The sequence below is a fragment of the Actinoplanes awajinensis subsp. mycoplanecinus genome (genome assembly GCF_001509495.1).
Classification (GTDB): Bacteria; Actinomycetota; Actinomycetes; order Mycobacteriales; family Micromonosporaceae; genus Actinoplanes; species Actinoplanes palleronii.
Genome location: NZ_LLZH01000277.1, coordinates 1 through 19739 on the forward strand (window position 1 = coordinate 1; position 19739 = coordinate 19739).

A 19739-nucleotide genomic window follows, 5' to 3' on the forward strand; every position below is an offset into this window, starting at 1 on the left:
GGGCGGGGCGGGGCGGGTCAGGCCAGCACCTGCTCGGCGCGGGCGGGACTGCCGTCGGCCAGGCCGCGGTCGATGGCTCGCCGGGATGCCAGCCACATCGCGGTGCCGACGACGAACACGATGCCCTCCGTGACGGTCAGGGCCCAGATAATGCCGGACAGGCCGAACCACACGTTGCCGAGCAGCACGGTCGGGATGAACAGCACACCCTGCGTGACCGACATGACCGTGGCCGGCAACGCCCGCCCGGTCGCCTGGAACAGCGAGGTGAGCAGGCCGGTGAAGCCGTTCGCCAGCATCGCGATGAGCTGCGCGGTGAGGACCGTGACGCCGATCGCGAGCACCGAGTGGTCCGCGGAGAACGCCGCGAACACCTGCTCCCGGAAGACGATCACGGTGACCGAGAAGAGCAGGCCGATGCCGCCGACGGTCAGGGCCGCGGCGCGCAGCGCGGTGGTCAGCCGCTTGCGGTCGCCTTTCCCGTACGAGTAGGCCAGCAGCGGCAGCACCCCCAGCGTCACGCCCATGATCAGGAACTCCGGCACCTGGGCGATGCGGACCGCGACGCCCATGGCGGCGAGCGGGCCGTCGCCGTACCCGGCTGCCAGGTTGTTCAACACCAGCGAGGTGACGATCAGGAACGCGGCCTGCAGCAGTTCACTGACCCCGACGCCGAAGACCGGCTTCAGCACGACCGGCGCGAGGGCGAACCACCGCGGCGCCAGGCTGAGGTGCTCGCTGTGCCGGTGCAGCCACGTGGCGAAGTAGCCGATGACCACCAGGTTGGACAGGCCGACCGCCAGTGCCGCCCCGGCCACGCCCCAGTGCAGGACCAGGATGAACAGCACGTCGAACAGCACGTTGGCGATAGTGGAGGCGATCAGCCCGACCATCACCTGGCGGGCGGCGCCCTCGGAGCGGACGAGTTGTTCCAGGCAGAACGCGGCGGCCAGCACCGGCACGAAGATCAGCAGGACGGTGACGAAGTCGGTGGTCGCCGCGACGGCGGAGGTGTCCGCGCCGAGCAGCGACACCAGCGGGTGCAGCAGGAGCAGCCAGGGCTACCTGGTGGGCTGCGGCAGCTCTGCGGTGATCTTTTCGAGCAGGGTCTGCAGGGTGGCTCGTTCGGCCTGGTCGAGCGGGGCCAGGATGGTCTCCGAGACGCCGGCCATCGCCGTGTCGAACCCGGCGATGAGCTCGACGCCGGCCGGGGTCGGGTGGATCCGTTTGCTGCGCGAGTCACCGTTCTCGGTGCGGCGCTCGACCAGGCCGCGGCGTTCGAGGCCGGTCAGGAGGCTGGAGACGCTCGCCGCGCTGGTCCGGGTGATCTCGGCGATGTCGCGCTGGATCGCTCCGGGGTTCAGGCGCAGATAACCCAGCACGAAGCTCTGCTCGAAGCTGAGCTCGCGCTCCCGCATCCAGTCCTCACCGGCTTTGCGCTGGGCCCAGCCGACCCAGCGCATCAGGTCGAGGCTGCTCGTGGGGGAGGGTTCCGGCGTGTTCATGGTTAGAACTCTAACCATTCGAGCTCTAACCGTCAATGCTCTAACTAAGCCCAGAACTCGGTTTTGAGGGTTTGACTGCTCTGGCCGTACCACATGGGGGTTGAGGTTTAAACCGAGAGTTCAACGATATCGTTGAGGGAATGACTGCCTCAATCGAAGATGCCACGTGTGCTGTCGATGCTGCGACACTGCTGGGGCTGCTGCCGGCGCGGCCGCGGCTGCTCGCGGTGGGTGAGCCGACCCATGGTGAGGACGTGCTGCTGGAGCTGCGCAACGACCTGTTCCGGCAGCTCGTCGGCGAGGGCTACCGGACGATCACGATCGAGAGCGACTGCCTGCTGGGCCTGATCGTGGACGACTACGTCACCGCGGGCGAGGGCGATCTCGACGACGTGATGGCGCGCGGGTTCAGCCACGGCTGGGGCGCGTCCGCGGCGAATCGGGAGCTGGTGCGCTGGATGCGGGCGTACAACGCGGAGCGGCCCGCGGCGGAACAGGTGCGGTTCGCGGGTTTTGACGGTCCGCTGGAGCTGGCCGCCGCTGCCAGCCCGCGGCAGGCGCTCATGTTGTTGCACGGCCACCTCGCCGCCCGGGTCGACCCGGACCTGCTGCCCTGCACCGCGGAGACGCTCGACCAGCTGCTCGGCGCCGACGAGTCATGGACCGAGCCGGCCGCCATGCGTGATCCTTCCCGGTCCGTGGGCCGGAGCGTGGAGGCCCAGCAACTGCGCCTGCTCACCGATGATCTGGCCGCCCTGCTCGCCACGCAGGCACCCGAGCTGACCGACCGCGCCCTGCTGTATGCCCGCACCGCCACCGGCCTGCTGCGCTACCACGCGGCGATGGCCGATCCCGCGCCGAGCCGCCTCAACCGGATGTGCGCGCTGCGCGACGGGATGATGGCCGCCAACCTGCTCGCCACCGCCGACCGGGGCCCGGCCCTGGTGCACGCCCACAACTCACACCTGCAGCGCGAGCTCAGCACCATGCAGCTCGGCCCGCACCGCCTGCAGTGGTGGAGCGCCGGCGCGATCGTCAGCGCCCGGCTGGGTCAGGGGTACGCGTTCGTGCCCACGGCTCTCGGCACGATCCGTCACCACGGGGTGGGCACTCCGGCCGCGGAGACTTTCGAGGGTCTGCTCTACGCGCTGGCGGGCGACCGTCAGCTGGTCGACACCGGGCGGCTGGCGAAGACGGCACCGGTCGCCCGGGTCTCGGAGTGGTTCGGTTATGCCCCGCTCGACCCGGCCCGGATCACCGCGACCGAGGGCATCCTGTTCGTCCGGGGCGTCTAGCTACAGGCCGGTCGCCGCCTTGAGCAGGGTCGCGGACGCGTCGTCGCTCTCCAGCGAGTACATCATCACGCCGGCCAGCCCGTTGGCCTTGATGTAGCGGCGCTTGCCGGCCAGCGAGAGCGGGGTCTCGACGGAGAAGAAGTTCGTGCCGTCGTGGACCCAGGCGCTCGTGGACACCGGGTCGTAGTGCGGGTTCGTCAGCTTCCCGGCGGCCAGCAGCTCCTTGTACATGGCGACGCCCTCCTGCTGGGAGAACGGGAAGGCGGCGGTCGGGCCGGTGACCGGCTGGTACAGGCCGAACGTGTCACCGGCCGGCACCCCGGTCCAGCCGCGGGCGTAGAACGGCACGCCCAGGGTCAGCTTGCCCGCCGGGAACCCGCCGGCCAGGTACGCCGTGACCGCGTCGTCGGCGGTCATCCTCCCGCCCGCGGACGGGCTGGCCGGCGAGTCGTACAGCGGGGCGTTGAAGTTGGTCGGGCCGGCGGTCTCCCAGGCGCCGTGCATGTCGTACGACATGACGTTGGCCAGGTCCAGGTAGCTGCCGAGCTGGGACAGCTGCAGGTTTGCGATGGCGTCCGGCCCGGCCGGCACCGCCGCGGTCAGCGACCGGTGCGCGCCGCCGAGCGCGTCCAGCTGGCTGCGGAACTCGGCCAGCAGCGCGGTGAAGTTCGCGGTGTCCTGCGGGCCGTAGTGGTTGCCGGGCCGGGCCTCGGTCGCCGGGAACTCCCAGTCCAGGTCGATGCCGTCGAAGACCCCGGCGGCCGCGCCGGTGCCGCCGGCCGGGTCGTCACCCAGCTGCGGCAGGTTGCCCAGGATGAACATGTCGACGCAGGAGGTGACGAACTTCTTGCGGGAGGCGGCGGTCGCGGCGGCGTCGGAGAAATACTTCGAGTACGTCCAGCCGCCGATCGAGACGAGCACCTTGAGGTTCGGATATTTCGCCTTCAGCTTCCTGAGCTGGTTGAAGTTGCCCTTCAGTGACTGGCCCCACTGGTCGGCGACCCCGTCGACGCTGTTCTCGGCGGTGTAGCTCATCTGGTAGTCGGCCCACGCGTCGCCGGCGCCGTCGTTGCCGGTGGTGTCGGTGTCGTCGCTGCTGCCCGGCTTGTTCACGGCCATGCAGGTCAGGTTGACCGGGTCGATGTTCGCGAACGCGTACATCAGCGTGGTGAGCCGTGCCGCCGTGCCGTTGGTGTCCAGGGTCTTCGGGTAGAGCGCGTTGCCGTACACCGACCAGCTCGGGTAATACGCGATCCGTTGGGCCGGCGCACCCGGGTCGGGAGGGGTCTCCGCGGTCTTGTCCACACCCAGCATGAGATAAGCATGCCCGAGCCGGTGATCGAGAGCGAGTCGTGAGTGCCCGGGAACAATGTGGCAAGGGGCCGTGAGGCATTCATCGCTGTCACCGTCACGACCCGCTGCTATGCGTCAGTCCATCGTCTATTCGTGACTCTTGAAATGGCCCGCCAGTTTCTCGGAAATGACATTGTTCGCGGCGGTCAGGAGCGACACTCCCCGGTCGGCGGCGTGCAGGCGCAATTCCGGGTAGGCGTGGCGGGCGCCGACGTCGGGCCGTTCGCCGACCAGGTCGAGGGCGAGCTGGATGGTGGCGCGTACCGACAGCGCCTCGGCGAAACCGGCGATCAGTTCCTCGCTGCCGGCGTCCAGCTCCGGCGACTCTTCGTGGTCGTTCTCCGGTGCCAGGTCGGCGTCGTAGGCGGCGCCGATCCCGGCGGTCAGCGGCGCCATCGCGTCCGCGTCCCGGCCGTAGAGGTCGAGGGTCGCGATCGCCGCACCGCTGCCAGTGAACAGCGGAACCGACACCACCTGCAGACCCATCCCGGCAGCGGCCTCCCGGAACCCCGGCCAGGTGATCATCGTGGACGAGTCGCGGCCGTCGTCGTCGAGCGGCGGCAGTGACGGACAGTCGTCGACCGCGTCGACAAGCTCGTTACTCGCGGCGACCATGCTGCAGCCGTTGCCGGGCCGGGTGGAGACCGCCGCGTATTCGGCGGCGCCGATCCGGTCGGCGGCCAGCTGCGCCAATGCCTCGAGCCGTTGGTCGATTCCCGGCACGTCATCGGGCGTTTCGGCGAGCGCGACGATCGATGCGGCCAGCGGTTGCGGAGTGCCGATTCGCATTTGTGTCGATGGCCGGGTCATCGGTCCGCCCCCTCAGTTTGGGTTCATGGTGACGCTGTGGTGGTACCCGAGTGATCTCGTTTCACACGAATTCACCAACGCCGAGTAGTTGCGGAACCTCCCGGGCCGTCAGCGCCGGGTGGCGGCGGCGTTGTCGCCGACCCGTTCGAGCAGCTGTTTGAGCAGAGTCAACTCGGATGCGGAGAGTCCGGCGCTCAGGGCCACATCCAGCTCGGCGACCCGGGCGTCGGCCTGCTCGAAGGCCGCCCGGCCGGCCGGGGTCATCCGGATCTCGATCAATGTGCCGTGCATCGGGTGCGGCCGGCGCTCGATGAGGCCGCGCCGGTCCAGCCGGCCGAGGGTGCTGTTCATCGTCTGTGGCGTCACGGCGCACTCCCGGGCCAGCTGCGCGGCCGTGATCCCGTCATGGTCGGACAGGATCGCGAGCGCGCTCTGCTGCGCCGGGGTCATCCCGAAGTCGCGCAGCACGAACTCCTTCGCCGCCTGGGTGACCTGTTCCGCCCGCTTCACGTGGCCGAGAAGGCGCTCCGAGTAATGCATGCCACTCAGCGTAGCGGGAAGCATCCGCATGCTGTTAGCTATCAGGCATCGAATAACTAACAGTATGCTGAGGAGTTCTGGTGAATCGACGGAGTTCGTGAACGCCGGGCGGCGGCGCTGGGCCGTGCTGGTGATCGGCATGGTGGCCATGACCGCCGGCTGCGCCTTCCAGTTCGGACTGGCCTACCTGATCCCGGCCCTGATGGCAGACGGGCTCACGCTGGCGCAGGCCGGTCTGCTCGCCGCCGCGCCGACCGTCGGACTGCTCGCCACCCTGATCGCGTGGGGCGCCGCCGCCGACCGCTGGGGCGAACGGTGGGTGCTGACCATCGGGCTGGCCACGGCGGGCGTCATCCTGCTGGCCGGCATCGCGGCCGGTGGCCCGGTTGCGCTGGGCGTCTGCTTCCTGCTCGCCGGGGCGGCCGGCGCCGCCGTGCACGCCTCCAGCGGTCGCCTGATCCTCGGCTGGTTCGCGGCCCACGAGCGCGGACTCGCGATGGGGCTGCGGCAGACCGCGCAACCGCTCGGCGTGGCCGTCGCGGCTCTGGTGCTGCCGTCCCTGGCCCGCCCCGCCGCGCTGCTGTTCCTCGGGGCGTTCTGCCTGGTGGCGGCGGCGTTGGTGGCCATCGTCGTACGAAATCCGGAAGCGGCCCCGGCCACCGCCGGGACGGCGACCGGATCGCCCTACCGCACGCCGGTGCTCTGGCGGTTGCACGCCGCGAGCGCTCTGCTGATCGTGCCGCAGTTCACGGTGGCCACGTTCGCCCTGGTCTTCCTGGTCGAACGACACGCCTGGGAGCCGTCGGCCGCGGGCCGGGTTCTGGCGGCCGGTCAGATCGCCGGCGCGCTGGCCCGGCTCGGCGCCGGCTGGTGGTCCGACCGGGTGCGCTCCCGGACCCGGCCGATGCGGATCGTGGCACTGGGAATCGCGCTGGTCATGGCGTTGCTGGCGGCCGGCGCGACCACCTCGGTGGCGGTCGCCGCCCTGCTCGTCGCGGGCGTGCTGTCGGTGAGCCCGAACGGGCTGGCGTTCACCGCGGTCGCCGAATACGCCGGGCGGGCCTGGGCCGGTCGTGCCCTCGGCGTGCAGAACACCGCACAGAACGCGGTCGCCGCCCTCACCCCACCGATCATGGCGGCCGTCATCGGCACCGGCGGCTATCGCGTCGCCTTCGCCGCGGCCATCGTCTTCCCGCTGCTCGCCACGGTCGTCATCCCCGGCGCACCGTTGTCGCAAGGAACCTCATGACCGCCATCCGCCACATCCCCGCCTTGACCAACGGGCCCTTCACCTGGTGGTCGTCGCGGCCCGACCTTCCTTGACACACCGGTGACGGGTTCAACAGAGAGGTGATTCTGCCGGTGCGGGTCAAGATCCGTCGACCGGCTCCGACCTCATGGTGACGATCCCAGTCTCACCACCGTTATCGCCATCACAGGAGGAGCACGTGGCCCAGCTACTGAAAGTCCAGAACTTCAACGTCTCGAGTGACGGAATCGGTGCCGGTGAAGACCAGACCCTGGAGAGGCCATTCGGTCATGTCGACCCCGAGAGGCTGTTCGCCTGGGCCGGCGCCACGGCCAGCTGGCCCATGCGCACCGATCCCGGGGGCAGCCGGGGTCTCGACGACTACCTCACCCGGGACTACGCCCACAACATCGGCGCCGAAATCATGGGCCGCAACAAGTTCGGTCCCCAGCGCGGGCCCTGGCACGATCACGAATGGTGCGGCTGGTGGGGTGACGAGCCCCCGTTCCGCACCCCGGTGTTCGTCATGACCCATCACCAGCGTCCTGCATTCACGCTCTCCGACACCACGTTCCACTTCGTCGACGGCGACCCGGCCTCGGTCCTCGAGCAGGCCCAGGAGGCGGCGCAGGGCAAGGACGTCCGACTCGGCGGCGGGGCTACCACCATCCGTCAGTTCCTCGACGCCGACCTCGTCGACACCCTGCACGTAGTGGTCTCGCCGGTGAAGCTCGGGTCCGGAGTACGACTCTGGGAGTCGCCCGATGAGCTGCTCGACCGATTCCACCTGGAGGTCGTTCCCAGCCCGAGCGGGGTGACGCACCACCTGTTCTGGCGAAAGTGACCGATCCTCAGGGGTGGCCCCGGGCCTGACCGAGAAGATGCGCGGGGCCTCGGCCAAGTCGGCCGAGGCCCTGGGGCGCGGCCGGGTCCGGTGGGGCGCGATGTCGCGGTGGCCTCATGGACGGGACGCGGCTCGTAGCCTGCGGACGGGACTCGGTATTCGTACCAAAGGGGGTTAAAGGGTGAGCAGGAGGTCGCGGACTGCGGTGGGTTGGGACAGGAACGGGTGGTGGCCCGCGTCGATCTCGACGGTGTGGGCGGCGCGCTGGGCGAATTCGCGCTGCAGGCGTGCCGGGGTGCCGCGGTCCTGGGCGCAGACGAGGTAGGTCGACGGGATGTCGTGCCAGGCGGCGGCGCTCACCGGCTGGGCGGTGACCTGCACGGACTGGCGGGCGAGGTGATCCGCGCCGGCGGCCCGCACCTCGGCGTCGCAGTCGTGCAGGAACGTGTCCACCAGCAGTTCCGGGCGCACGCCGAACGTCCCGGCCTCGGGGTCCACGTCGAGGAACGGGGCGGGGGCGCCGTCACCGAAATCGGACAGGCTCTGGCCCGGCTCGGGCAGATAGCTGGAGATCAGCAGCAGGTGCCGCACCGAGGCGATGTCGGCGGCCGCCTCGGCCGTCACGATCCCGCCGTAACTGTGTGCGACGACGATCGTCGGCTCGGCACTGTCCAGCAGCACGCGGCGGACCGCGCTGACGTCCTCGGCCAGGCCGGGACCGCCGGCGCCGCCCGGCACACCTGTCTCGCCGCAACTCGGCAGGGCCGGGGTCACGCTCGGCACCCCCTTCTCCGCGAGGAGTGCGCCCGTGCGGTGCCACCACCACGAACCGTCCTTGACGCACGCCCCGTGCACGACAACGACCCTCATCCTGACCTCCACTTTTGCTGGTCCCTCAACCGTAGACGTAGCGCCAGTTACGTGAAAAAGTGCGCCGGTGGGACGGCGACCTCAACCCGAGATCAAGCAGCGGCTGCTGGACGCGTGCACGGATCACGCGCTGGAGCACGGCCTGCCCGACCGGCTCGAGCCGCTGGTGTCCGGGACCGGCACCTCGGCCCGGATGCTGATCTACCACTTCGGGACGCGCGACGCCCTGCTGCGCGCGGTGCTGGGGAACGCGCGGGAACGGCAGCTGGCCACGTTCGGCGGGCTGCTGCGGGTGCGGGCGGATCAGGCTTATCCGGGCACGCTGGCGGATGCCTGGACCTTCATCGCCGGTCCGGGTGGGCAGCCCTACCTGCGGATGTTCGGCCAGTGGGGTACGAGCGCGGCCCAGCAGCTGCTGCCGGACTTCCGCCGGGCGGCGACGACCGACTGGCTCGGCCCGCTGGAGGAGGGCTTGCGGAGCATCGGGCGGCCGGAACTCGCCACCCTGGTCCTCGCGGTCATCCGCGGCCTGCTGATGGACCTCGACGCCACCGGTGACACGGCACGGACCGGTCAGGCCTTCGCCGACTTCCTTCGTACGCTGGAACAACCTCGCTGATCGGTTCCCTCCGGTGTCGGATCGAGGCCAACATGCTGCCGGTGCCCGAGTGGTGATTCCTAGGCTGCGGTCGTGGTGATCCTGGATCGGGGCGCTCGGCGATGGGCCCGCCGGATGCGGCTGCTGGCACGGGCCACGGTCGTGCTGCTGGTCGCGGTCGGACTGATCAGCGTGCTCGCCCTGCTGCTCGACGAGCACCGCCGGGACGGCGTGCTGCAGTTCCGTCAGGCCGGCCTGGCGCTGCTGCAGGTCGGCGGCATCCTGCTGCTGCTGTTTCTGGCCATCGGGCTGATCACCTGGCTGTCCCAGCCGATGGGGATGGCGTTCGAGAACGCCACCGGCGATCCGGAGCTCAGCGGCGCCACCCTGGCCCAGTCGATCGCCGGTGAACTGCAGCGCATCGAAGCGGTGCACGCCGCCGAGGCGCAATCGCGCAAACGCCGGGCGGCCGTCCCGTCGGTCAGCCTGCAGCCGGCCGTGCTGAGCCGGCGGGAGACCATGGCGTCCAGCGTGCTGGCACCGCTGGCGCCGAGCGGGCGGGCCGACGCGGTGGCCGCGATCGGCACCATCGACGTCGCCGGGGCGAGCCTGCCGCTCGGCTCGATGCTGGCCGCGGTCAAGCAGCTCTGGCCGCTGCCCCGATCCGGCGTGATGATCGCCGGTCGGCTCCGCCGCGAGGGCGAGAGCCTGGCCCTGACCGTCCACGTGCGCCGGGGGCGGAAGGCCATGCCGCACGAGTTCACCGTCACCGCGCAGTCCGGTGACACCTGGCGCAGCTACAACGCCCTGGTCACGGCGTCGGCGATCCGGATCGCCTACGGGCTGACCCCGGACGACCGGGGCATCAGCAACGCCGGCTTCGGCCATCTCACCCGCGCCCTGGAGTTCTACCACGACTTCCAGCGGATCGGCGATCGGCAGGCACTGGAGTCCGCGGTCGGTGAGGCGCACGCGATCCCGGCCGGCGACGACCGGCAGCCGGACGTACGCGGGCTCATCTACAACCTCGGCATCTGCTGCCTGCAGGTGCGCGACCTCGCAGGCTCGGAGCGGTTGCTCCTGCGGGCCCGCCGCGCCGACCCGTCCGACGCGGTCATCGGCAACGCGGTGGGCATGCTGTACTTCGAGCAACGGCGGTTCACCGAGGCCAAGGAGATCCTCCTGGTCACCACGAGGCTGAACCCCTCACACCTGTGGGACCGGCTGTCCAACGGCGAGTGCCGGTACGCGTCCTGGAACCAGCTGGGCAACACCTACGTGGAGCTGGCCGACTACGTCCGGGCGATCGAGGCGTACCAGGAGGCCGTGAAACGCCCGCGGGACTGGGCGGTGCCGCACAGCGGGCTGGGCAACGCCTACCTGCAGCAGCACCGGTGGGACGACGCCGAGCGCGAGTACGACCGGGCGCTGGCGATCGACGAGACGTCCGCCTACGCGCGGTGCGGGCTCGGCAACCTGGAGGCCCGCCGGTCCCGGTTCCAGAAGGCGTTCGACCACTACAACGAGGCGCTGCGGCACGACGTGCTGTTCGCGTCGGCCTGGAACGGCCTCGGCGAGGTGCACGCGGCACTCGGGCGCTACAAGGAGGCGGTGGCGGCACACGAGCAGGCGCTCGAGCTGCGCCCGGACGACCTCTACTCGCTGAGCAGTCTCGGCGACACCTACCGCAAGCAGCGGGACCTGGACCGGGCCCTCGAGGTGCTGGAACGCGCGCGCGGCATCGACGACAGCGCCGCGTACGTCTGGCGCAACCTCGGCGAGCTGCACCTGGCCCGGAACGACCCGGCCGAGGCGGCACACGCCTTCGCGGAAGCCGTCCGGCGTGACCCGCGGGACGCGGTGGCCTGGGACGGGCGGGCCCGGGCGGCGCGGATCCTGGACAACAGCGGCGAGGAGCAGGACAGCCTGCTGCAGGCGGCCAGGGAGAACCCGATGGAGCCCTGGGGCTGGAACCAGCTCGGTGACGCCTACCGCCGGGGCGGGCTCCACCAGGAGTCACTGCAAGCGCACGAGATGGCGCTGAGCCGGGACCCGGACAACTCGTACGCGCTCGACGGTATGGGCAAGGCGCTGCTGGCCCTCGGCGACTTCGACCAGGCGCGGCGGATGCACGAGGCCGCACAGCGGGCCGACCCCGCCAACGCGTTCGCCGCGCACGGGGTCGCCGACGTGTTGATGGCCCGCGGCGACTACCGGGGTTCGATCGCCGCCAACGAGCGGGCGCTGCGCATCGACGAGCAGGCCGCGTACGCGCGCAACAGCATCGGGGACGCCTACGAGCGGCTGCGCGAATACCCCGAGGCGGAAGGGCAGTTCCGCGCGACGCTGGAGAAGTCCGGCCAGGACGGTGCCGCGACGGCGTACGCGTATGACGGACTGGCCCGGGTCGCGCTCGCCCAGGGCCGGCACGCTTCGGCTCTGGACGCCGCCCAGCAGGCGTACGACCTGCGGCCGCGGCTGGCCTTCCCGCTGGTCACGATCGGCAACATCCACCTGGCGCAGGGCACGTACGACGAGGCCGTGGAGGCGTTCCGGCAGGCTCTGGCCCGGAACCCGGCGAAGATGGCAGCGTGGGACGGGCTGGGCCGGGCGTACGTCTGGCAGGGTGACTTCGCCACCGCCTCGGAGACCTACCAGAAGGCGGTGGCCGCCTGCGGCGACGACGGGCGGCTGTCGCTGGGAGCCGCCGACGTGGCGGTGCGCAGCGCGGTGGCCCGCAGCGAGGGTGGCAGCCTCGACAATGCCCTCAAGGACTACGAGACCGCGATTGCGATGAATCCGGCGTTGTCGACGGTGGCGCACGTCCGCCTCGCGGTCCTCGCCGCGCACCGGGGCGACCCGGCGACCGCCCGGCAGCACGCCGGCGCGGCCCTGCACGACTTCCCTTGCTGCTGGCAACGCCGGCCGTTGCCCGACGCCGACCTGCGGGAGCTGCGGGCGCTCGCCCTGCTGATCACCGGAGACCGGAAATCCGCGGCGGCCGCCCGGGACAAGGCGCGGGCCACCCTGCCGATCGGCGCCCGGTTCGACTCGGTCCGGGTGGGCGTCTACGACCTGCTCACCGAGGACCAGGTGCCGGGCTTCACCGAGTTCGCAGCGGAGATCCCGCGCGGCCCCGAGCTGGTGGGGAACACCCCGCCGGACGGCGGGTAGGTCGGCTGTTCCCGACGGGTCACGTCCCTATCCGGCCGCTGGACGAAGACCGCCGCGCCGACCAGCCAGACGCGGCCGGCTCGTCGCCGACGCGGAAGGTGTGCATCTCGACGCTGGTGGGGTCGACGCTGTCCGGCTCCGGGAAGCCCTCGATGGCGAAACCGAACAGGGCCTGCAGGGCCTCCTCGCCCAGGTCCAGAGGATGGAACGGAAGCGGATAGGGCTCCTCGTCCTCCCACTCCGCATCCGGCTCGACCGGGTGGTGGCCCGCCCAGTACGGGCGCTCGAAGGCGTACGGCTCGCCGATGTTCTCCGCGATGCCGCCGTCGGGGGACAGGCTCAGCGAGCGCACCAGCGTGCCGTTCTCCCAGACGGCGAAGCAGAGCCAGTCGACGACCGAGTGCATGCCGTGCATGACGAAGCGACGGCCGGTGCCGAGCTGCAGCAGGTGGGCGGGCAGCTCGGACGGGCGGTCGAGCACCAGCCTGCGGTCGCACAGCAGTGCAGCGCCGGGCAGCAGCGTGACCTGGGTGATGCCGTCGGGCGGGTAGGTGACATCCAGAGTGCTGTCGCCGGCCGGCTTCACGTCGTACCCGGGAAAGGTTTTTCGCACTAAGGCTTCAGACTCTGCCTGGTCGGACCGGGTCGCGGCCCGCAACGCCGGACGCAGGTCGCCGTCGGCGAACGCCAGCAACGCGCTCTTCGCACCCATCGGATCACGCCCCCGTGAGGCCGTCGAGCATGAGGCCGATGGTGAAGTCGAAGCGGTCGGTGACGGTGCCGCCGGTCAGCTCGGCCGCGTAGCGCTTGGTCTGCGGGAAGTCCTCCGGTAGCGCCGCGAACCGCTCCAGCGCCTCCGCGTGGCTCAGGACCCAGTCGTCCTCGCTGCTGTGGCGCCGGGTCCGGGCCACCGACACCTCGAGGCAGAACGCGTTCACGTAGAGGTTGAGGGAGTCGATCGCCCACGCCGCGACCTGCGGGGCCAGCCCGCCGGCCAGCAGGATGGCGAGCATGCCCTCGCCGACCCGCAGGGTGTCCAGGTTCGACGGGGCGGCCGCGAACGTCGCGCGGGAGATCCCCGGGAACCGCAGGTACTGATCACGCAGCTGGGTGCACACGCTGATGATCTGGGCACGCCAGGTGGCCGGGTCCGGTGACGGCAGGGTGATCTCGGCGCACAGGCGGCCGATCAGCAGCTCGTCCAGGTCGTCCTTGTTGACCACGTGGGCGTAGAGCGAGGCCGGGCCGGTCTCCAGCTCGGTGGCCAGCCGGCGCATGGTCAGGGCGTCGTAGCCCTCGCGCTCGACGATGCCGAACGCGGTGCTGATGATCGCCTCGACCGTGATCGGCTTCTTGCTGCCGCCGGAGGGTCCGCGGCGGGTCGCCGGGGCGGCCGTGGCGGTGCCCAGCTGGTGTCGCGCCGCGCGGCGCTGCTCCGGGGTCGGTGACATGCGGGCCAGTCTAGCGCCCTTGCGAACAGTGTTCTATGTCATTAGGAACGGTGTTCGTATTGCTAGGAACAGCGTTCGGGAGTAGAACTCCTGGTACCCCACCCGAGAGGAGCGCCGATGAGCGCCCCACCCGAGAACACGCTGCGGGGGTCCTGGGTCGCCCTGGCCGGACTCTCCGCCGTCTTCCTCTTCGAGATGCTCGACAACTCGATCCTGAACGTCGCCCTGCCGGTGATCGGCCGGGAACTGCACGCCTCGACGATCGCCCTGCAGTGGGTGACCGGCGCGTACGCGGTCGTCTTCGGCGGCCTGATGCTGGCCTTCGGCGCGCTCGCCGACCGGTTCGGGCGGCGCCGGATCATGCTGGTCGGCCTGGTGCTGCTCGGCCTGGCCAGCCTGGCCACCGCGTTCGTCACCACGGCGGAGCAGCTCATCGCGGTCCGCGCGGTGATGGGCGTCGCCGCCGCGATGACCACACCGGGCTCGATCGCCCTCGCGTTCCGCCTCTATCAGGAGGACGGCCTGCGGGTCCGCGCGATGAGTCTGATCACCACGGTCGGCCTGGTCGGGCTCGCGATCGGCCCGACCGCCGGCGGCTTCGTCCTCGCCGTCGCGCCCTGGCAGGTGCTGCTGCTGGTGAACGTGCCGATCGCGGCGCTCGCGTGGCTCGGCATCCGGTCCGGCATCGCCGCCGACGACCCGGCCGACTTGCACCGCGACCCGCTCGACCTGCCCGGCGCGCTGCTCGGCACCGTGACGATCGTGCTCGCCCTGGTCGCGCCGACCCTGTTCGTCGACCGGGGCGCCGGCAGCTGGGCGCCCTGGACGGCGACCGCCGCGGCGGTCCTGGCCGCGATCCTGTTCGTGCGGCGAGAGCGGTCGGCCCGCTACCCGATCCTCGACCTGACGCTGGTCACCCGCCCGCTGGTCTCCGCCGGGCTCGCGTACAAAGCCGCGTCCGGGCTCGCCGTCGCCGGCCTCGGCTACATGGTCACGCTCCAGCTGCAGCTCGACTGGGGCTGGTCGCCGGCCCTCGCCGCGGCCGGCATGCTGCCGCAGGTCGTCGTCCTGATCGGCGCCGGCCCGTTCGTCGGTCGCTTCGTCGACCGGTTCGGCCTCGACCGCGCCGCCCAGCTCAGCGCCGCGACGATCGTTTCCGGACTCGCCCTCTACGGCTTGCTGGGCCGCTTCGGCTACGTCTTCGTCGCCGTGGCGCTCGCGCTGGTCGCCGCCGGCATCCGGGTGGTCGGCGTCGTCGCCGGCGTCAACGTCCTGCGCGGCCTGCCGGAGAACCGCACCTCGATCGGCGCCGCCCTGGTCGACACCGCCTCCGAGGTGACCTCCGCGGTCGGTATCGCCGTCACCGGAACCATCCTGGCCAGCCTGTTCACCGGCACGATCGCCAGCGGGCACTGGACCGCGGGGCAGACCGCGTCGTTCCGGGAGTCGGTCACCCTCGCGGCCCTGGTGCTCACGGTGGTAGCCGCGGCCCTGGTCGGCTGGGCCATGCGCCGCACCCGCCACACCGCCGCGGTCCTGGTCAGCTGACCTCCGGGCCGCTGCCCCTCACGACCGATCATTTTCGGTACGTATACGGAGCGCCTGTCCGCAGGCTACAAGCCGCGTCCCGTGGTGATCTCGCGCCAGACCGACCTGCTCTGGGCCCGGCCGCGCCTTGCGGTTTCGGGTGGGTCTTGCGCGAGACCGCAGCATGCGACTCGCGGCCGCGCCGTGCGGTTTCGGCTGGCGCTGAGGGGTGTGTCCGCCACGCGGACACACCCCTCAGGCCCAGCCGGGACCTGGACCGCGCCGCGGTCCGGGCCATGGCGGTGCTTGCGGGGGTCTCTCGTCGGTTCGCCCGATCGGTGGAGAAAGGACGTCCGGATGGGCCGGTTTGCCGATGGAATCTGGTGATCTGACCTTGCGGCCTGCAAGACTTCGGCGCCCGTCGGGGGCGGGGGCGAGAGGGCGGTGCGGGTGGCAGGCGCAGCGGCTACCGTCAGCTATCAAGCGGGGCGCTGGACCCTGGTGGCGGGGGAGAAGGTGACCGTCGGGCGCAGCAGCGCGTGCACGGTCCAGTTGCCGAACGACGGCCACTTCTCCCGGCTGGCGGTCGCGATCGAGCTGGTCAACGGCGTGGTGCTGGTCAGCAACACGTCCGGGAGCAAGCCGTTCGTGGTGCGGCCACCGGCCGGGGAGGACCACGTGGTGGCGCCGCGGGCGGCGATCTCACCCCCGTGCGCGCGGTTCGACATCGTGCTGGCCGGGTCGCGGCGTGACGAGAGCGTCGGCGTTGATGCCTCCGCGCTGCGGGCGGAGCCGAGCGGCGAGCCGGCGGCAACCCGGTCAGCGGACACCTTCACCGGGCCAGGGCAGTTCTCCGCGGCGCAGCTGCGCGTCGTGGTGGAGCTGTGCCGGCCGCTGCTCACCGAGTCCGGTGCGGCGGCCCGACCGGCCACCTACGCCGAGATCGGCGAACGCCTCGCGCTGAGCCCGCAGTACGTCCGCAACGTGCTGAAGGCGATCCGGGAGAGCTTGACCGGCTATGGCATCCCCGGCCTGGTCTCGGCCGACCAGAACCCGAACGACGACTTCCGGCTCTCCCTGGCCCGCTGGGCGCTGTGGAACGGCTGGGCCGTGGCTGCGGATCTAGGAGACCCCCGTGGAAAGTGACACCGGCGCGGCCACCGAGGGACCGGCCGACCTGCCCGCCCCACGCCCGAACGGCCTGTTCGCCGGCCCGGCTGACGCCCCGGACCGGTTCGAGCTGCTCGGCGAGGGCCGCCGCGGCGGTGAGGGCCTGACCTGGCGGGCCAGCTACCACGGTGAGCTCCGTGCGGCGGTGCCGCTCGCGGTCAAGGCGCTGCACCGGCCGGACGGCGTGGACGACAGTTGGCCGTCCGGGGAGATCCTGCAACGGTGGAAGGACCGTACGGTCCTGCTCCAGCACTTGCACCTGGACCGCGTGGTCTGGCTCAACGAGGTGTTCGTCGGCGCCGCACCGCACCGGAAGGGCGCGGACGGTGACGGCCCGCCGGTGCCGTACCTCGTGATGGAGTGGGTCGACGGCCCGAACCTGGTCGAGCTGGTCGGCGGGGAACCGGCCACCGCCGCCACCGTGGGGCAGCGCATGCAGTACGTCCACGAGATCGCCGAGGCCCTGCACGAGCTGCACGCGGCGAGCCGTTCGGCGGGCAACCCGAGCCTGCACCGTGACGTCAAACCCGGCAACTGCATCGTGCACCCGGCGCGGGGCGTGGTGCTGATCGACGTGGGCGGGATGCGGACCGCCGACGACGGGTTCGACCCGGCCGGCATGCACACCCCGGGTTACACGGCGCCGGAGATCCTGCGGAATCCGTTCCGGCGGCGCGAGGCGTCCGGGGACTGGTACGCGCTCGGCGCCCTGGCCGTCTTCTGCCTGCTCGGCAAGCACCCGAAGCCGGCCGGTGCGGCCCTGCCGGACCTGGTCGCGCCCCAGCTCCGCGCGGTCGCCCGCAGCGCCGGGGTCACCGATCCGGACGCCCTGACCGCGCACGTAATCGCGATGCTGCGTTCCGACCCGGCCAGCCGACCGGCCGACGGACCGCGGTGGGCCGCGGAGCTGCGGCAACTCGCGGTCGTCGGCGCTGTTTCCGGTGCGAGCGCCACGTCCGGTACGAAGGGACGAGCCCGTCGCCGGTCGATCCTGGCCGCCGCGTCGGTGATCGCTCTCGCCGCGATCGGCGGTGGGGTGGCGGTGGCCGCACCGTGGAAGCCCGCACCACCCGGCGCCGACCTCGCCGGGCCGGTGGTCGTGTCGTCCTCCGCCGCGCCGGCACCGGTCGCGGGGGATGCCGCGCCGCCGTCGAGCGCGCCCAGCACCGGGCTCGTCGCCGGCACCGTCACGCCCGAGCCGCCCACCAGCGCCGCCCCGGTCCTGACCGTCGACGCCGGCGTCACCGGGCCCGAGGTGCCGCCGGCGCCGTCGACCAGCCCCACCCCGCGGGTGGTGACCACCACCGCCCCCGCCACGATCACCACGACCGGGAAGATCAGTGCGCCGGCGGCCGGCACCGGCGTACAAAAGTGTGCTTTTGTGTCCGGAACGGCCCGCCTGGCCGCCGGCCAGACGCTGATCCTGGCGGCCCGCAACCTGGACAACGACGAGCCGGACGCGTGGTACGTGCAGTATCCGCGCGGGTGGAACGACCCGTCGACGCTCGCCTCCTGGCAGGGCGTCGAATACTTCCCGGGTGCGGTCGGCCAGCACTACGAGATCGGGTTGTTCGCGGTGGACCTGGACGCCGCCGAGACCGCGCACGCGGGCGGCGACAAACCGTCCGACGATCTCGCGGACGTGGCCACCCCGCTGGCGACCCGGCGGGTCGTCCAGATCGCCGGCGGCAGCGGCAGCGACTGCGACTGATCACCGGGGTACACCCCCGCACTGACGCCCGGCCCACGATCACGCCAGGCTGGGCCATGTCTGTTCATCTGCCCACCATCGGCGTGGTCGGGGTCTCCGGCGTCGGTAAGTCCAGCACCGTCAGCGCGCTGTTCGGGGCCTCGCCCACCGCGCTGACCGTGCAGACCGTCCCCGGCCTGGGCGAGGACTTCCGCCGCGATCCCGGCCTGCTGCGCGAGTACGCCGCGCGACTGCCGCTCTGTGACGTGATCCTGTGGGTGCAGGACGCCCGCGCGCGCGGCCTGGCCCTGGACCAGTCCTACCTCGAGACGCTGCGACCACCCCGGGACCGCCTGGTGTTCGGCGTCAACCAGGTCGACCTGATCGCGCCCGGCGACTGGGCCGGCGGGCCGTCGCCGGAGCAGGCACAGCACCTGCTCGAAGTCCTGGAGGAGCGCAAGGCCCGGCTGCCCGGCCCGGTCGTCGGCTACTCGGCGCTGCGGGCGTACCGGTTGCAGGAACTCTTCACCGCGCTGGCCGGCGCCTGCCGGCCGTCCGCGGTCGCGGCGCTGCGCGCCGCCAAGAGTCTGCGCCCCGACCCGGCTGACCGGCGCGAACGTCTCTACCTGCGGCTCGAGGGGGTACACCCCTGAACTATTGAGCGACCCCGGGTTCGCGGTGAACTGCTCTCGTCGTTCGCCGAAGACCTTCACTCGTGAACCCGCAGGAGTAGCCATGCGCCACCTTGTCCGCCACGCCGTCCGCCTCACCGTCGCCGCCCTGACGCTGGGCCTGCTGCCATTCGCGGCGGCTCCCGCCCAGGCAGCGGCGGGAACCTTCCGGCTCAGCGCCGGGGAACAGCTGGGGACCAACGCCCGGCTGGTCTCCCCGAACGGCCAGTTCGCCCTGGTCATGCAGTCCGACGGGAACCTGGTCGAGTACGCACCCGGCAACCGCGCGGTGTGGTCGACCGGCACGAACCGGGCCGGGTCGATCGTCCGGATGCAGTCCGACGGGAACCTGGTCGTGGTCGCCCCCGGCAACATCTCGGTCTGGTGGACCGGCACCAACGGCAACCCGAACGCCGCCCTGGAACTGCAGGACGACGGCAACGCGGTGGTCTACGGCGCCGGGCATGTCGCCCGCTGGTTCTCCGGCGTCCGCACCGGCGGCGGGGACAGCGGCGGCAGCGGCGTCGGCGCCCGGATCGCGTCGATCGCCCGCGGCGAGGCGGCCAACGCCACCCGCAACCACGAGACCGGCACGAACTGCAACTACTACTCGGGGGCGCTGTCCGCGGGCAGCAAGTGCGCCGGCGGCTGGCGGTCCGAGGCGTGGTGCGCGGACTTCGCCCGCTGGGTGTGGGGCCAGGCGGGCGCGAACACGGCCGGGCTGACCGCCGGGGCGATCAGTTTCCAGGGGTACGGCACGAAGCGCGGCACCTGGCACGCCGGGGCGTCGCTGACCGGGGTGCAGGCGGGAGACGTACTGGGCTGGCGGTTCGGCGGTGGCACCGCGGACGACCACGTCGGCGTGGTGGTCGCGGTCGGCGCCGACTCGGTGACCACCGTCGACGGCAACTACCAGAACCGGATCACCACCCGCACGATCCGGCGCGGGACGGCCGGAGTCGCCGGCTACACCCACCCGCAGAGCTGACATC

18 protein-coding genes are annotated in these 19739 nt (G+C 71.6%); 10 read left to right on the top strand and 8 right to left on the bottom strand.

Translation table 11 applies throughout. The features are described from left to right. Positions 1 to 17: 17 nt before the first annotated feature. Positions 18 to 1055: an MATE family efflux transporter gene (locus ADL15_RS27030; protein ID WP_157441626.1), complete on the bottom strand. Its 1038-nt coding sequence runs from the start codon at positions 1053 to 1055 to the stop codon at positions 18 to 20. Between the two features lie 6 nt (positions 1056 to 1061). Further along, complete coding sequence (locus tag ADL15_RS27035) at positions 1062 to 1505, bottom strand: MarR family winged helix-turn-helix transcriptional regulator (protein ID WP_067697043.1); 444 nt, start codon at positions 1503 to 1505, stop codon at positions 1062 to 1064. Between the two features lie 140 nt (positions 1506 to 1645). On the opposite strand from ADL15_RS27035, the gene ADL15_RS27040 reads away from it, so the two are divergent. Continuing rightward, a complete protein-coding gene (locus ADL15_RS27040; RefSeq protein ID WP_067697045.1) occupies positions 1646 to 2800 on the top strand; it encodes an erythromycin esterase family protein in 1155 nt (384 codons plus the stop codon). Here ADL15_RS27040 and ADL15_RS27045 read toward each other — a convergent pair whose 3' ends face one another. The 3 genes from ADL15_RS27045 to ADL15_RS27055 all read right to left on the bottom strand — a co-directional run bounded on the left by ADL15_RS27045 (position 2801) and on the right by ADL15_RS27055 (position 5503). Further along, positions 2801 to 4114, bottom strand: coding sequence for a glycoside hydrolase family 18 protein (locus ADL15_RS27045; RefSeq protein ID WP_067697047.1), 1314 nt, complete (start codon positions 4112 to 4114; stop codon positions 2801 to 2803). Positions 4115 to 4240: 126 nt separating this feature from the next. Beyond that, complete coding sequence (locus ADL15_RS27050) at positions 4241 to 4942, bottom strand: hypothetical protein (RefSeq protein WP_067697049.1); 702 nt, start codon at positions 4940 to 4942, stop codon at positions 4241 to 4243. Positions 4943 to 5071: 129 nt separating this feature from the next. After that, positions 5072 to 5503 carry a MarR family winged helix-turn-helix transcriptional regulator gene (locus ADL15_RS27055; protein WP_083971788.1) on the bottom strand — a complete coding sequence of 144 codons (432 nt, stop codon included), beginning with the start codon at positions 5501 to 5503 and terminating at the stop codon, positions 5072 to 5074. 97 nt (positions 5504 to 5600) lie between these two features. Between ADL15_RS27055 and ADL15_RS27060 the strand changes: the two genes are divergently transcribed. Together ADL15_RS27060 and ADL15_RS27065 are read left to right on the top strand one after the other, a co-directional pair. Next, entirely contained in the window at positions 5601 to 6752 is a 1152-nt protein-coding gene (locus ADL15_RS27060; RefSeq protein WP_198171035.1) for an MFS transporter, read from the top strand. A 199-nt stretch (positions 6753 to 6951) separates the two neighbouring features. Next, positions 6952 to 7596: a dihydrofolate reductase family protein gene (locus ADL15_RS27065; RefSeq protein WP_067697053.1), complete on the top strand. Its 645-nt coding sequence runs from the start codon at positions 6952 to 6954 to the stop codon at positions 7594 to 7596. A 174-nt stretch (positions 7597 to 7770) separates the two neighbouring features. Here the strand turns inward: ADL15_RS27065 and ADL15_RS27070 are convergent, their stop codons facing one another. Beyond that, on the bottom strand, positions 7771 to 8466 hold the full coding sequence (locus ADL15_RS27070; protein WP_067697055.1) for an alpha/beta hydrolase: 696 nt from the start codon (positions 8464 to 8466) through the stop codon (positions 7771 to 7773). 67 nt (positions 8467 to 8533) lie between these two features. Between ADL15_RS27070 and ADL15_RS27075 the strand changes: the two genes are divergently transcribed. Beyond that, on the top strand, positions 8534 to 9085 hold the full coding sequence (locus ADL15_RS27075; protein ID WP_067697057.1) for a TetR/AcrR family transcriptional regulator: 552 nt from the start codon (positions 8534 to 8536) through the stop codon (positions 9083 to 9085). 72 nt (positions 9086 to 9157) lie between these two features. Further along, the gene (locus ADL15_RS27080; RefSeq protein ID WP_157441627.1) at positions 9158 to 12238 is read left to right on the top strand and encodes a tetratricopeptide repeat protein; all 3081 of its coding nucleotides are present in this window, start codon (positions 9158 to 9160) and stop codon (positions 12236 to 12238) included. Positions 12239 to 12257: 19 nt separating this feature from the next. Here ADL15_RS27080 and ADL15_RS27085 read toward each other — a convergent pair whose 3' ends face one another. Beyond that, positions 12258 to 12950: a DUF6928 family protein gene (locus ADL15_RS27085; protein WP_083971789.1), complete on the bottom strand. Its 693-nt coding sequence runs from the start codon at positions 12948 to 12950 to the stop codon at positions 12258 to 12260. A 4-nt stretch (positions 12951 to 12954) separates the two neighbouring features. Then, complete coding sequence (locus ADL15_RS27090; RefSeq protein ID WP_067697061.1) at positions 12955 to 13689, bottom strand: TetR/AcrR family transcriptional regulator; 735 nt, start codon at positions 13687 to 13689, stop codon at positions 12955 to 12957. A gap of 117 nt (positions 13690 to 13806) precedes the next feature. Between ADL15_RS27090 and ADL15_RS27095 the strand changes: the two genes are divergently transcribed. The 5 genes from ADL15_RS27095 (at position 13807) to ADL15_RS53270 (ending at position 19735) form a co-directional block, all read left to right on the top strand. Continuing rightward, positions 13807 to 15237 (top strand): MFS transporter, encoded by a 1431-nt coding sequence (locus ADL15_RS27095; protein WP_067697063.1) that lies wholly within the window; start codon positions 13807 to 13809, stop codon positions 15235 to 15237. 429 nt (positions 15238 to 15666) lie between these two features. Then, the gene (locus ADL15_RS27100; RefSeq protein WP_157441628.1) at positions 15667 to 16362 is read left to right on the top strand and encodes an FHA domain-containing protein; all 696 of its coding nucleotides are present in this window, start codon (positions 15667 to 15669) and stop codon (positions 16360 to 16362) included. After that, entirely contained in the window at positions 16352 to 18097 is a 1746-nt protein-coding gene (locus ADL15_RS27105) for a serine/threonine protein kinase (RefSeq protein ID WP_067697068.1), read from the top strand. Before ADL15_RS27100 ends, ADL15_RS27105 begins: the two co-directional genes overlap by 11 nt. Before the next feature lie 56 nt (positions 18098 to 18153). Next, on the top strand, positions 18154 to 18729 hold the full coding sequence (locus tag ADL15_RS27110; protein WP_067697070.1) for a GTPase family protein: 576 nt from the start codon (positions 18154 to 18156) through the stop codon (positions 18727 to 18729). A gap of 82 nt (positions 18730 to 18811) precedes the next feature. Next, complete coding sequence (locus ADL15_RS53270) at positions 18812 to 19735, top strand: CHAP domain-containing protein (protein WP_067697073.1); 924 nt, start codon at positions 18812 to 18814, stop codon at positions 19733 to 19735. Positions 19736 to 19739: the final 4 nt, after the last annotated feature.